General features: G+C 64.3%; 10 protein-coding genes. 7 read left to right on the forward strand and 3 right to left on the reverse strand.

Annotated features, from left to right (window positions below; translation table 11 throughout):
• Nucleotides 1–30: 30 nt before the first annotated feature.
• Nucleotides 31–1,332 (forward strand): DUF1254 domain-containing protein, encoded by a 1,302-nt coding sequence (locus tag HWX91_RS37545; protein WP_052660649.1) that lies wholly within the window; start codon nucleotides 31–33, stop codon nucleotides 1,330–1,332.
• 59 nt (nucleotides 1,333–1,391) lie between these two features.
• Here HWX91_RS37545 and HWX91_RS37550 read toward each other — a convergent pair whose 3' ends face one another.
• Both HWX91_RS37550 and HWX91_RS37555 read right to left on the reverse strand, forming a co-directional pair.
• Entirely contained in the window at nucleotides 1,392–2,726 is a 1,335-nt protein-coding gene (locus HWX91_RS37550) for an MFS transporter (RefSeq protein ID WP_042274299.1), read from the reverse strand.
• On the reverse strand, nucleotides 2,714–4,837 hold the full coding sequence (locus tag HWX91_RS37555) for an acetate--CoA ligase family protein (protein WP_042274296.1): 2,124 nt from the start codon (nucleotides 4,835–4,837) through the stop codon (nucleotides 2,714–2,716). The genes HWX91_RS37550 and HWX91_RS37555 overlap by 13 nt, the downstream gene beginning before the upstream one ends.
• Nucleotides 4,838–4,994: 157 nt before the next feature.
• Here HWX91_RS37555 and HWX91_RS41260 point away from each other — a divergent pair, with 157 nt between their 5' ends.
• The 5 genes from HWX91_RS41260 to HWX91_RS37585 all read left to right on the forward strand — a co-directional run bounded on the left by HWX91_RS41260 (nucleotide 4,995) and on the right by HWX91_RS37585 (nucleotide 10,023).
• Nucleotides 4,995–6,611, forward strand: coding sequence for an IclR family transcriptional regulator (locus tag HWX91_RS41260; RefSeq protein WP_311734532.1), 1,617 nt, complete (start codon nucleotides 4,995–4,997; stop codon nucleotides 6,609–6,611).
• A 100-nt stretch (nucleotides 6,612–6,711) separates the two neighbouring features.
• Nucleotides 6,712–7,632 carry a transcriptional regulator GcvA gene (gene gcvA, locus HWX91_RS37570; RefSeq protein ID WP_028195315.1) on the forward strand — a complete coding sequence of 307 codons (921 nt, stop codon included), beginning with the start codon at nucleotides 6,712–6,714 and terminating at the stop codon, nucleotides 7,630–7,632.
• Between the two features lie 91 nt (nucleotides 7,633–7,723).
• On the forward strand, nucleotides 7,724–8,197 hold the full coding sequence (locus HWX91_RS37575; protein ID WP_028195314.1) for a RidA family protein: 474 nt from the start codon (nucleotides 7,724–7,726) through the stop codon (nucleotides 8,195–8,197).
• 26 nt (nucleotides 8,198–8,223) lie between these two features.
• On the forward strand, nucleotides 8,224–9,423 hold the full coding sequence (locus tag HWX91_RS37580) for an aminotransferase class V-fold PLP-dependent enzyme (protein WP_028195313.1): 1,200 nt from the start codon (nucleotides 8,224–8,226) through the stop codon (nucleotides 9,421–9,423).
• Nucleotides 9,424–9,552: 129 nt separating this feature from the next.
• Nucleotides 9,553–10,023, forward strand: a complete 471-nt coding sequence (locus HWX91_RS37585) for a hypothetical protein (RefSeq protein ID WP_127837987.1) — start codon at nucleotides 9,553–9,555, stop codon at nucleotides 10,021–10,023.
• 3 nt (nucleotides 10,024–10,026) lie between these two features.
• Here the strand turns inward: HWX91_RS37585 and HWX91_RS37590 are convergent, their stop codons facing one another.
• Nucleotides 10,027–10,500, reverse strand: a complete 474-nt coding sequence (locus HWX91_RS37590) for an Lrp/AsnC family transcriptional regulator (protein ID WP_028195311.1) — start codon at nucleotides 10,498–10,500, stop codon at nucleotides 10,027–10,029.
• A 140-nt stretch (nucleotides 10,501–10,640) separates the two neighbouring features.
• Between HWX91_RS37590 and HWX91_RS37595 the strand changes: the two genes are divergently transcribed.
• Nucleotides 10,641–14,192: an indolepyruvate ferredoxin oxidoreductase family protein gene (locus tag HWX91_RS37595; protein ID WP_244144189.1), complete on the forward strand. Its 3,552-nt coding sequence runs from the start codon at nucleotides 10,641–10,643 to the stop codon at nucleotides 14,190–14,192.
• Nucleotides 14,193–14,210: the final 18 nt, after the last annotated feature.

Below are 14,210 nucleotides of genomic sequence, written 5' to 3' on the forward strand. Positions count from 1 at the left end.
ATGCAAGCCGATCCTCACGGAGTTTCTCGAATGACCATTGGCAATGCACAGCAGGAGTGGGCTTACGTCGCAGGGGTTCAGGCATTCATATACGGTTATCCGCTCGTCGAAATGGTGCGTACGTGCGCGCTCATGACCGCCGTCGACGAACCGCAGAACAACGGCCGTGCGCCGATCAACCAGTTCTCGCATTGTCCGCGGCCGTGGACCCACGAGGACCGTGATGTCGTCACGCCGGCCAATGACCTGCTTTACTCGATGGCCTGGCTGAATCTCGCCGACGGTCCCGTCATGTTTTCGACGCCGGCACCGACCGGGCGTTACTTCGTGATGGAGTTCATCGACGCGTATAGCGACAATTTCCATAACCTCGGTCCGCGTGTGATGGGGCCGTCAGCGGCAAGCTTTGCCATTGTCGGCCCCGACTGGTCCGGCTCGCTGCCGGCCGGTTCGATCGAAATCCGCTGTCCGAGGAATCTCGTCTGGGTGTTGGGCCGTGTGTTGATCGATGGTGTTGAAGACATGGAGGCAGCGCGTGCCTTCCAGGCCGGTTTCACGCTGCGCGCGATGGCGCCGGTCCGCGTGCCGCGCGCGGTGGCGGCCTACCAGCCCTGGAACGAAGCAGGCGAGGCGTTCTTCGCGAACCTGGCAAGAGCGATGGCCGACAACCCGCCGCCCGCGGTGGATACGGGCCTCGTCGCCCAGTTTTCCCGCCTGGGTATTTCAGCGGAGCGGGCGTTCGATGCCAGGCTGCCCAACGACGCGCAGGTGGCGGTTTTGCGAAGGGCGGTGGCAGCGGGTATCGAGATCGTCGATGGCCATACCCGTAGCCGTCGCGCGCGGCCATGGTCGATCAACTATGCGGGTGGCCGACTGGGCACGGACTATCTGGCGCGCTCCTGTACCGCGATGAAAGGGCTTGGCGCGCTCGCGAGCGAGGAGGCGCTCTATGCGCTGGGCGACTTCGACAGCAAGGGCGAGCAGCTCGACGGCGCGCATGACTACGTGTTGCACTTTCCTGCCGGGGGCTTGCCGCCGGTGGATGCCTTCTGGTCAGTATCGATTTACGGCAGCGACTTCTGTTTCGCGGATAACCCGATCCGGCGCTATGCGATCGGCGATCGCACGCGCGATCTGCACTACGGCCCGGATGGTTCGCTCGACATTCTGATCCAGCACGCGCAACCGCGACAGGGGATCTCGAACTGGTTGCCGGCTCCTGCGGGCCGTTTCTATCTCATCTTGCGGCTATACCATCCGCGCGAAGCCATCTTGTCGAAGGCCTACACGATTCCGCCGGTTGAGCGTATCGATGAGGACGCGCAGCGGTAAGCCGAAATGCAGCCTGTCCGCCGGTGGACAGGCTGCGTTCCCGATTGAGCGTTATTCCGTCAAGCCGCCTCCTCGCTGGCGGACGGCCCTGCGGCCACGTCGTTGCGAATGCTGCCGGCGCGAGCGTGGAAGTGCTGCAAAGCGCGCACCGAGCGTTCGGGATTCAGTAGCCAGATGCCGAGCACGCCGCACGGCAACAGAATGCTGCCTAGCACGGTGAAACCATGCCTGAAGCCTTCGGCGATGCCCTGTGTATCGCTCACGAAGTGCCCCATCAACGCCGGCGCGATGAGACCCGCCAGCGTTCCGAGGGAGGCGTTGATGCCGAGCCAGGCGGCGCGCTGTTTGATCGGCGTGACTTCGCCGATCATTAATGGGCCGAAGAAAAAGATCAACTGGCTCAGCACATTGGTCGCGCTCAGACACAACACCTTGAGCGCGGGACTGAGCGCAAGCGTCGTGCCGAACAGGGCGAGGCCCGCGAGCGCGACCGGCACGCTTGTCATGACGCCGCGCGATAGGCGCGAACTCACGCCCCTGCCGCCAAGCCACTGGGAAAGGAACGACGCGGCGAGCGTGACGGGAATGCCGGCGCTGACAATCAGCGAGAACAGCCAGCCGGCGTCGGCCGCCGGATAACCAAGCGCGAGCCGCAGATAGGCCGGAAACCAGGTGAATCCAACCGACAGCACCGAATAGCCGACGAAGGTCAGCAGGATGCAACCCACCAGAGTCGGATCGATAATCAGCCGCCGGTAGGGAACGTGCTGACCCGGCGGCTGTGCGGTCTGCGCATCCGCCGCGTCCGCCGTTTCGTCGACCGTACCTTCGGCGCCCAGTAGCAGCCACAGCACGGTCCACACACATCCGGCAATGCCGAGTACGAGAAACGCGCGATGCCAGTCGTAGTGAATGATCAGATAGGTCAGGCACGGGCCGGCCAGCAGCATGCCGGTGTTGGCGCCTTGCAGCACGATCGCGCTCGGGATGCTGCGCTTGCTGTTATCGAACCATTTGTAGGTCGCGTGAATCGCCAGCGGGTAGGCCGGTCCTTCGCCCGCGCCGAGCAGAATCCGGCAGAGGATCAACAAGGGGAACGAGACCGTGCCGACGAGCGGAAACTGCACCAGCGCCCACGCGAGCGCGAGCACCGCCAGCAGCCACTTTGCCTTGATGCGGTTGGCCGCGAAACCGAACAGCACACCGGCCGTCGAAAACAGCAGAAAGAAACTGCTGCCGACGAGGCCGAGTTGCTGCGGCGTCAGTCCAAGGTCATGCATCATCGGCACGGCGGCGAGACCGATCACGGCCTTGTCGGCGAAATTGATCAGCATGAACAGGAACATCAGCGCGACCACGATCCATGCGCGCCATCGGGGGCTTATGGGGAACATGTTTTCTCCGTTGAGCGGATTGTTACGAGCGCATCCACGGCGCACGAAAACTGGCCTTTGGGCCGCGCGATGAACGGGTTGATATCGATCGACTCGATGCTGCCGGCGTTGGCCGAGGCGAAACGCGAGAGCGCGGCCAGTGTGTCGGCGAGTGTGTCGACGTCGACCGGCGGTTGACCGCGCACGCCACCCAGCACGGGCCACGCGCGAATCTCGCGAATCATCCGGTGCGCTTCCGCGACGTCGAAGGGCGCCTGCCTGAACGTGACATCCTTGAGCACTTCGACGAGAACCCCGCCCAGTCCGAACATGACGACTGGACCGAACACCGGATCGCGTGTCACGCCGAGAATGCATTCCACGCCGTCCTGGATCATCGGCGCGACCAGCACGCCTTCGATATGCGCGTTGGGCGCGGCGCGCGCGGCGTTCTCCGTGATACGCGCGAAGGCGGCCCGAACCGCCTCTGAATCGGCCAGCCGCAGTGCGACGCCGCCGACATCCGATTTGTGTGCGATGTCCGCGGACAGCACCTTGAGCACGACCGGAAATCCGAGCCGGGTGGCTGCGTCGGAGGCCTCGTCGGCGCTTCTTGCCACTCGGCTCGCAACCACCGGAATGCCGGCGTCGGTGAGGAGGCGCAGCGCGTCGGCTTCGTCGAAACGCGCAGGCTCGATGGCGACGGGTTCAGGCAACGCAATCGGCGTCCGCTGCCGCTCGAAATGCCGGCTAAATGCGTGTAGCGCGGCAATCGCCCGCACGGCGGCAGCGGGTTCCTCGAACGTCAGGCAGCGGTGCGATTCGAGAAAATCGCGGTTCTGCTCGTCGAAGAGCGAGACGATGGCGATAGTCAGGTCCGGATGAGCGGCGCGCACGCGGGCCCACAACTCGGTGACCATCGGTCTGTGTTGCGGCGAAATGCCGGTGACCGCCTGGAACGACACGATCGCGCCATATTGGCCGTGCTCCAGCATCGTATCGACGGTGTCGCCCAGCAACGCTGGCTCGTTGAGTATCTGGCCGGTGATATCGACCGGATTGACGGCGGACGCGAACGGCACGCGCTGGAGAATCGCCTGCTGTCCTGCTTGCGCCAGCGGGGGCACCGAGAGCCCTAACCGGTCGGCTTCGTCCACCATCAAAACGCCGGCGCCGCCGGAAAGCGACACGATGCCAAGCGCCTCGGACGCAGGCAGCGGTGCGACCGAACAGGCATAGCCGATATCGAACAGTTCGTGAATGTCTTGCGCGCGGTACACGCCGTACTGGCGCAACACGGCGTCGTAGATTTCATCGCAGCCGGCAAGCGAGGCGGTGTGCGATGCCGCGGCTGCGGCGCCCTGCGTGGTGCGGCCAACCTTGCACATCACCACGGGTTTGCGCTGCGCGCGAGCCAGTTCGAGCGCGGCGCACAGTTTCTCGCCGTCGCGCGCGCCTTCGAGGTAGCACAGGATCACGGAGGTGGCAGGGTCGAGCGCTTGCCACGCGAGCGCGTCGGCGAGTTCGATATCCGCTTCATTGCCCGTGGAGACGAAATGACTGATACCCAGACCGCGACGCTGCGCGAGCATCAACGCGAAGATCCCGAACGCGCCGCTCTGGCTGATCAGTCCGATGTTGCCGCGCAGCGGCGCGGCGATTTTCAGCGCGGGGGTGAACGTCGCGTACACGCCTTGATGGTTGTTGACGAAGCCGAGGCAATTCGGTCCCAGCAAGCGGATCGCGCTGTCCTTTACGAGCGCGCGGAGTTCGTTCTGTGCGCGCACACCGGCTGCACCGATTTCCGCGAAGCCCGAGGAAAACATCACGATCGAGCGGACCCCGGCGGCCGCCGCATCTTCCACTGCGGACATAACGCCTGCTGCGGGCACCGCACAGATGGCCATGTCGATTGGCGCGCCGACGTCGCGCAGGTTCGGGTAAGACTGCAGACCCTGGATGCGATCCTGTTTCGGGTTGACCGGATAGATTGCGCCGGGATACTGCTGGGTCAGCAGATACTCCACCGGCAGGCCGCCTATTTTGGCCGGATTCGACGAGGCGCCGACAACGGCAATCGATTGGGGATTGAACAGCGGGCCGAGCGCCTGCTGACAGGATGACAAAGGCATTGAGACCACTCCGCGTAGACCTGTAGGAGTGGCTCAGCCTAGCAATCTGGCAGGATGGCGGTACTAGGGTTTCGCTATGTTAAACACGGATGGAGGCCGGCTGGCGAACGTGTTCCAATTGGCGCAAGCACGCCCCGAGCGTTTCTTCGCATAAACGATGGCACCGAATCCACTCCGCAATCCCCAGTTTGCCACCACGCTCGCGCACGGCCTCGCGTTACTGAACTGCTTCAAGGTGGGCGACGCAATTCTCAGCAACAAGGACTTTGCCGAGCGCACAGGCCTGTCGAAAGCCACGGTGTCGCGGCTCACGTATACGCTCGCCGTGCTCGGCTTTCTGCGCTACGACAACAGCGCGCGCAAATATCGGCTGGGTTCGGCGGCGGTGTCGGTCGGGTATCCGTTTCTGCAGGGCTTGCGGATCCGTGAACTGGCGCGGCCGCTGATGCGGGAGCTTGCCGATGTGGCGCGCGGTTCGGTGTCGCTCGGCATTCGCGATCGCTCGCACATGGTGTATGTCGAGACTGCGCGCGGTCATGAATCGCCGGCGTTTCGTCCGGATACCGGTGCGTCGCTGCCCATGCTTGCCTCCGCGATGGGCCGGGCCTGGCTCGGCCGCGCCGAGCCCGCGCAACGCGCTCTCGTGCTCGAACAGATTCGCACCCGCGACCCCGAGCAGTGGGACGCGTATCACGCCGGATTGAAGGGCGCGCTGCGTACGTTCGACAAGTGTGGCCTCGCGCTGGGCGAAGGCGATTTCGAGCCTGCAATCCATGCGGTCGCCGTACCGCTGCGCGCATCGATCGATTCAGAAACTTTCGTCTTCAACTGCGGCGTGCCGCGGGTGCAACTGACCTACAGGATGCTTGTCGACGAGATCGCGCCGCGGCTCGTGGCGATGGTGGAAACGGTCGAACGCCAGCTCGCCTTGCAGCCTGCCGCCGACGACGAAGCGCGACTCTCACCGGGTCCATTTCCCGGGCGGCCGACCATGGACTCGTTTCCCGACGACGACGACCGTCAGTTCGCGTTCACGCTCGCGCGCGGTCTGGAAATTCTGCGCTGCTTCCGGCCCGGCGAAGCGGCGCTCGGCAACAAGGATTTTGCCGAGCGGACGGGTTTGTCGAAGGCCACGGTGTCGAGGCTTGCCTACACCTTGACCGAGCTCGGCTACCTGCGCCATGACCAGGTGGCGCGCAACTATCGGCTCGGCGGCGGTGTGCTCTCGATGGGCTATCCGCTGCTGGCCGGCATGCGCATCCGGCAGATCGCGCGGCCTTTCATGCGCGAGCTTGCGTTGCAGATTCGCGGGTCGGTGTCGCTTGGCATGCGGGATCAGTCGAATATGGTCTACGTCGAATGCTGTCCGGGCGACGAGCGGATTCTTGCCCGGCCCGACGTCGGCGCGGTGCGTCCGATTCTGCGGATGGCGATGGGCCGGGCGTGGCTGGCGGCGGTCACACCGCAGGAGCGTGAGGTGGCGCTGAACCGGCTGCGCGTCGCCGTGCCTGAGCAATGGCAACTTTATGGGGCGCAGGTGCAGCAGGCGCTGCGCGACTACCATGAAGCCGGCGTGTGCTTTTCGTACGGCGATATGCAGAAGAACGCGTACGGCGTCGCTGCGCCGTTGTGCGCGCAGGTGGACGCTGAGACGCTGGTGTTCAACTGCGCGGTGCCGGCGCAGTCGGCGCAGGGACGTCGTTTGATCGACGATGTCGCGCCGCGGCTCATGGCGATGGTCGCGAACGTCGAAATTGCGGCCGGCTTGCGCTAGCGCGTGCGGCGGCATTCGTATCGCGCTGCGTGCCTGAGGCGCGCGCGGCAATACCAAGTGGCGTAGCATGGCAAACTCTTCGTGCCATTGCCAAGCTCCGATGCATTCCGCCCGCTCATTACCGCCGCTCCTGTCGCTACGTGCTTTTGAAGCGGCCGCGAGGCGTCTGAGTTTCAGTCATGCGGCTCAGGAACTGTTCGTGACACAGAGTGCTGTCAGTCACCAGATCCAGAAACTGGAAGCCGACCTGGGCGTTGCGTTATTCGAGCGGCGCACGCGTGCCGTCGAGCTGACCCCAGAGGGCCTGGCGTATTACGCGAAGGTGCATGCCGCCTTCGAACTGCTGCGCGCCGGTACCCGCGAGGTTCGCGTGCATCCCGGCGAGCGGGCCACCTTGACGGTCGGGATTCTGGCTTCTTTTGCAACGCGCTGGCTGGCGCCGCGCTTGCATGCTTTCTCGGCCGCCCATGCCGGTATCGATCTGCAGTTGCGGCCCGAGATCGCATTGGCCGACGTGTCGGGCGGCGAGGTCGACGTGGCGATCCGTTACGGCCGGGGCGGCTGGCCGGGCGTACGTTCGCAGCAACTCATGCCTGAGCGTCTTTCGCTGGTTTGCATCCCGTCCCTTGTCAGTGGCCGAAGCCGCCCGCGCAAGCCGCAGGATCTGCTGCGCTTTCCGCTTCTGGCCTCGTATTCGAAGCATTCCTTCGAGTGGGAACTGTGGGCGAATCGGTTCGGCGTAGACCTTAGCCGCGCGCAGCATGTGCAACTGCATGACTACAACATCGTCGTGGAAGCGGCGCTCGCCGGGCAGGGCATCGCAATGGGCCGCCATCGGCTGATTGGCCAGCAACTGGCGAGCAAGGCGCTGGTGGAGGCATTGCCCGACGCGGTGCTGGACGAACCTCGCGTCGGCTGGTGGCTCGTCACCCCCAAGGGCGGCTTGAGCGATGCCGCGTCTGCTTTCCGCGCGTGGATCACGCAGACCGCCGCGCAAGACGTGCTGGACGGTACGCATTAGTTTCGCTCATGCGTGGCGTGTAAAAATTGATTGGTCACACCAAGGCCGGGCCCATACGATGGGTTCTCCCTTACGATCGGACGCTCCTGATATGACCTCTTCCATCTCCGCACGTGTCGCCGAACTCGGCCTGACGCTTGAAGCCGCAGCCTCGCCCGCAGCCAATTACGTGCCGTTCGTGCAAGAAGGCAATCTTCTCTTTATATCCGGCCAGATATCACGCAAGGGCGGCCAGCCGGCCTGCCTGGGCCGCCTCGGCGAAGAGCTCACGGACGATCAAGGCATCGAGGCGGCGCGCCTCGCGGCGCTGGGCGTCCTGTCGCAGATTGCGGCCGCGACAGGCGACCGGCTGGAGCGTGTCGCGCGCGTCGTTCGCCTGGGTGTGTTCGTCGCCAGCACGCCGGACTTCAATCGTCATAGCGCCGTTGCCAACGGTGCATCCGATCTGATGGTCGACGTATTTGGCGCGGCCGGCCGCCATGCGCGCAGTGCGGTCGGTGTCGCGTCGCTGCCTGCCGGTGTGGCCGTCGAAGTCGAAGCCGTGATCTCTCTTACAGCAGCTTGAGCTCAACGCCCGTCATTGGAATAACCATGCCATCTCCTCTCTCGCTTGCCGACGTGGAAGCGCTGCGCGCCCGCACGCCCGGCGCTCAAACCGTCACGCATTTCAATCACGCGGGGGCCTCGCTGCCGTCGTCCGCCACGCTGGAAGCGATACGCGCCCAGCTATGGCTCGAAGCTACCACGGGGCCGATGGAAGCCGGCGTAACGGGACGTGAGCAAACCGAGCGCGCGCGCCTGCTGGCTGCGCGCCTGCTGAACGCCCGGCCCGCGGAGATTGCGCTGACGACAGGCAACTCGTCCGGCTGGGGGGCCGCATTCGCGGCGCTTGCGCCCTTGCGATCCGGCGAGCGGATTCTGGTCGGGCGTCATGAGTGGGGCGGCAATCTGGCCGCCATGCGTCTTGCGGCACAGCGCACAGGGGCGACGATCGACGTCATTCCGTCCGACTCCAGCGGCGCCGTCGATCCGCAGGCGCTGGAGGCCATGCTCGATGATCGTGTGCGCCTGATCGCGCTGACCTGGATGCCGGCGAACGGCGGACTGATCAACCCGGCCGCGGCGATCGGGCAGGTCGCGCGCCGCCACGGCATCCCGTACTTCATCGATGCCGCGCAGGCGCTTGGACAACTTCCCATCGACGTCGCCGCGGTGGGTTGCGACGTTCTGAGCGGCGTGTGCCGCAAGGCGTTGCGCGGCCCGCGAGGCACCGGTCTGCTGTACGTGCGCGAGGATTTTCTGCCGCGCCTGACCCCGGCTTTCGTCGATACGCGATCCGCGCCGCTGGGCGCCGACGGCGAACCCGTCTTGCGTAACGACGCGGCGCGTCTGGAGGTGTCGGAATCGTCGCCCGCCTTGCATTGCGGCGTGGCCAATGCGTTGGAAGAGGCGTTGGAGATCGGCATCGAAAATATTCGCGCGCGCATCGACAGCATTGCTCAGGCCTTGCGCGTGCAACTCGCGGAGATCCCCGGCGTGACGGTGCTGGATCAGGGGCGCGAACAGTCCGGCCTGGTGGCGTTCAACGTAGCGGGTCTGGAGCCGCTCTCGGTGCAGCGCAAACTGGCGGCGCAGGGCATTACGATCGGCAGTAACGGTGTGGGCTACACGCCGCTGGATATGGAGGCGAGAGGTCTTAAGCAGATTGCGCGTGCGTCCGTCAGCTATCTGACCACGGAGCCCGAGATCGACAGATTGCTGGATGCAATACGCGCACTCAGAGGCGAGTGACGTGTCCCGACTTGATATCGGCACGCTGGATCGTTGGCATGCGTATCGGCTATCCTTATTGCCGCAATGAATGGCGCGGAGCCGGGACACGAGGTTCCCGACCACATATCAAGAACTACGGGGCCAACCATGCTATGCCACGAGACATGGAGTTTTCGACACGCTTTCGCCGGCTTCGTGCTGGCCGCGATTTCGTGCCTGATCAGCGGTTGTAGCGACGGCATATCGGACAGCGACGTTGCATTCGTTACCGCCGCGACGCCGCCCCAATTCCAGTCGCTACGGATGTACGGCGCAGCCGCGAATAGCGCCCCTCTGGGCAGCAGCGGCGTTCATGCGGCGGGCGGCCTTCATCAGGGGTGTCAGGCGGTGATCAGCGCCGGGGGCCGCGAAATACGCGAGACGGTGATTCTCGAAGACGAGCCGGGCGCGAACTTCGATCTGGACGCTACCCGCACCGCCGACGGATGGAACGTGACCTCGGATGGACTCACGCCGCCGAGTACCGACCCTGTCGGCTTCCGCACGCGCTTCACCCGCTGCGTGAACGCGCTCCGTGACAAATATGCGGCTGAACCGGAAAAGGCGCCCTTCAGCTAGGCATTATTCGTCGCGAATGCGTAGCGGCAGCGCGGTTTTATATTCGACGCGACGCAGCGCGACGGAGGTGTGAATGTCGCGCACGCCGTCAACCTTCGTGAGCCGGGTCATGACGAAGCGCTCGATGCCCGCAATGTCGGCCGCGACCACCCGGAGCATGTAGTCGAAAGCGCCGGTCATCAGGTAGCACTCCATCACTTCATCCAGGTTCGCAATCGCGCGCTCGAACGCCGCGAGCCGTGCCTCGCTTTTCTTCTCGATTGCCACGGACACGTACGCATTGACGGGAAACCCCGCCTTCTCCTGATCCAGCAGCGTCACGTACTGGTTGATGACGCCGGCCTCTTCAAGCATCCGGATACGCCGGTAAAACGGCGACAGCGAAAGACCCAGCGACTCCGCGAGGTCGGCGGCTTTCGTATGGGCATCGAGCTGCAATGCGCGCAGGATGGCCACGTCGGTACGGTCAAACTTCATTGGCTAACTTTCCCTTAAAACGGTTGAAAATCGGCGCGACTTGCCAATTTCAAGCGATTGTGGGACTGAGTTTGGCACGAATCGCCTCTATCGGCTACCTAAAATGGCTCGCATGCCACTACAGGCAGAGGAGACACACAATGAATATGCGAGCAGTGGAGCTGGGGCGTCCGATCGACATGGACTACGGTCTCGAGGACCGCTACGTCAGGGAGAACGGCACCGTTTTCCTGACGGGCACCCAGGCGCTGGTGCGAATTCTGCTTGAACAGGCTCGCAGCGATCGCGCCGCGGGCATCCGGACAGGCGGCCTGGTGTCGGGCTACCGCGGCTCGCCGCTCGGCGGCTTCGATCAGGAACTGTGGCGTCAGAAGAAACTGCTCGCGGACCACGCGATCCGCTTTGAACCCGGCTTGAATGAGGACCTGGGCGCCACCATGCTGTGGGGCGCGCAACAGGTCGACGCCTTTCCCGGCAAGCGCGTCGAAGGCGTTTTCTCGATGTGGTATGGGAAGGGCCCGGGCGTCGACCGAACCGGCGATGTGTTCCGCAACGCGAACATTGTGGGCACGTCGAGGCAAGGCGGCGTGCTCGCCGTGGCGGGTGACGACCACGCGGCACAGTCGTCGATGTTCCCGCACCAGACGGACCATGTCTTCGAAGGCGCGATGATGCCGATTCTGTTTCCGGCGTCGGTTGAGGAATATATCGAGTTCGGTCTGGCGGGTTACGCGATGTCGCGTTTCTCCGGCCTGTGGGTCGCTTTCAAGGCCATCACCGAAACCGTTGAAAGCGGCCGGTCGATGACCGTGCAGGCGCATGACGCCGGCGCGGCGCCTCGTTTCAGATTGCCGGCCGACATCCACGTGCCGGAAGGGCGCGGCTTCAACTACGATCCGAATCTTCGCTGGCCGGCCGAGCGCAGCGAACTCGAACGACGCATACTCGATGAGCGTTTGCCCGCCGCCCTCGCTTTCATGCGTGCCAACCCGCTCGATCGCACGCTCGTACGGCCGTGCGGCGCGCGGGTCGGTATCGTCACGGTCGGCAAGGCGCACGGCGACGTGCTGGCGGCATTCGCGGCCCTTGGGCTGTCGGCGCAGGAGCTTGAGCGCCTCGGCATCGGCGTCTACAAGATCGGCATGATCTGGCCGCTGGAGACCGAGGGCGTACGCGCCTTTGCGCGCGGCATGCAGGCGCTGGTCGTGGTCGAAGAGAAGCGCTCCTTCGTCGAGCGTCAGATCAAGGAGGCGCTGTTCAATCTGCGGCCGGACGAACGTCCCGCTGTGTTCGGCAAGGACCTGGGCGAAGCAGGGCCGCTACTGCCCGCCGCGATGGAGTTCGCGCCGGACCAGATCGCGGCCGCGCTGAAACGGTTCTTTGCCCATACCCAGGTCGAACTCACGGTATCCGTTCCGCCGGTTCCGCTCGTTGCGCCGGTTCAACGCAATGGTTCGCGCGTCATTGCGCTCGCGGCGGCCGGCAACGATGCGCAGCCGCTGAGCCGCAAGCCGTTTTTCTGCGCCGGCTGTCCGCACAATACGTCGACCCGGTTGCCGGATGGTTCGTACGCTGCCGCCGGCATTGGCTGTCACATCATGGCCTTGGGCGAAGCGGGCGATACGGCGACGTTCTGTCAGATGGGCGGCGAGGGCGTGCAATGGATCGGCATGTCGACGTTCATGGATATTCCGCACATGTTCGTCAACCTGGGAGACGGCACCTATCAGCACTCGGGAAGTCTTGCGATTCGCCAGTCGGTCGCGGCGAAATCCAACGTTACGTACAAGATTCTCTTTAACGACGCGGTTGCGATGACTGGAGGCCAGCCCGCCGAAGGCAGCCTGACTGTTCAGCGCGTGGTGGCCCAGGTGGTCGCCGAGGGTGTTGCCAAAGTGGTGGTCGTTTCCGACGAGCCTGAAAAGTACACCGGTTCCCTGCGGCTGCCCGCGAACGTCGAGATTCAGCATCGCGACGACCTCGACGCACTCCAGCGCACGCTGCGTGCGGCCAAAGGCGTCTCGGTCATCGTGTACGACCAGACCTGCGCGGCCGAGAAGCGCCGGCGCCGCAAACGCGGCAAGCTGATCGACCCGCCCCGGCGCGTGGTGATCAACCCGGCGGTTTGCGAAGGCTGCGGCGATTGCTCGGTGCAGTCGAATTGCATTGCGATCGAACCGCTCGAAACGGAGCTCGGCCGCAAACGTGCCGTCAATCAGTCGAGTTGCAACAAGGACACGTCGTGCCTCAAAGGGTTCTGCCCGAGCTTCGTTACGGTTGAGGGGCTGCAACCCAAACAGCCGGATCAGAAGCGGATTGGCGCGATTGAGGCTGAATGGCGCGCGAAACTGCCTGCGCCGGCGGCTGTGCCGGCCGATCTGGACGCACACGCGAGCATTGTCGTCACCGGTATCGGCGGCACGGGCGTGGTCACGATCGGTGCGATTCTCGCGATGGCCGCCCATCTGGAAGGTAAGGGCGTCTCGACCCTGGATTTCACCGGTCTCGCGCAAAAGAACGGTGCCGTGATCAGCCATGTGCAGATTGCGAGCAGCCGCGCGCAAATCGTGACGTCACGCATCGGCGCGCACGCCGCGAATGTTCTGCTTGGTTGCGACGCGGTGGTCGCGGCGTCAGCGGGTGCGCTCTCGCGGGTCGCGCCGGGCGTGACGCGGGCCGTTGTGAACGAACGGATTACATCCACCTCGGACTTTGTGCGCGATGGCGATCTGCCCGTGAGCAAGGCCATTCACCAGCGTGCGATCGAAGGCGCGCTCGGGTCGGGCTCATCCGCGTTCTGGGATGGTTCGGGCGCCGCCGAGATTCTGTTCGGTGACGCGATTGCGTCGAACATGATGATGGTTGGGTATGCGTATCAACGAGGCTTGATTCCGCTTTCGGAAACGGCCATTTTGCGGGCTATCGAACTGAACGGCACGGCAGTCAAGATGAACGGGCGGGCGTTCTTCTGGGGCCGCTTGCTGGCTCACGACGCGAGTGTGATCGAGCAGGTTTCCGGCGTGGCTGTGGTGGCATCCGGTGAGTTCGAACTCGAGCGCTTTGTTGCCGACCGTGTGCGCGACCTTGAGCGTTATCAGAACGCCGCCTATGGCCGCCGCTACAGGGCGCTTGTCGAGCGGGTGCAGCAGGCCGAGCAGCGTATTGCCGGGACCGCCGGTGAACTTACCGAAGCGGCGGCGCGCAACTATTTCAAGGTGCTCGCGTACAAGGACGAGTATGAAGTCGCGCGTCTGCATACCGACGGCAGCTTCCAGTCGTACCTGTCCGGCGCTTTCGATGGCGGTGGCAAGAAGACCTTTTACATGGCGCCGCCGCTTTTGACGCGTCGCGATCCTCGTACCGGCCGCAGAACCAAGATTGCCCTTCGCGCGGCGTGGCTCGATCCGCTGTTGCGCGTGATGAAGCACGGCAAAGTGTTGCGCGGCACCGCCTTCGATCCGTTTGGCCGCCAGAAGGACCGTGTCATCGAACGTGCGTTGATCGGCGAATTCGAGGAAGACGTCGAACTCGCGCTTCAACGGCTCACCCCGCAAACGATCGAAGCGGCGCTGGCCTTGTTGCGGGTGCCGTCGTCGATTCGCGGCTTTGGCGTGATCAAGGAACGTAATTACGAAAACGCCCAGCCGGTGCGACAGCAGTATCGTGCGATCTTGCAGACGAGCGGCCAGTAACCGCTCTCGGGCAACCTG

Source organism: Paraburkholderia fungorum, from assembly GCF_902833645.1.
Taxonomy (GTDB): domain Bacteria; phylum Pseudomonadota; class Gammaproteobacteria; order Burkholderiales; family Burkholderiaceae; genus Paraburkholderia; species Paraburkholderia fungorum.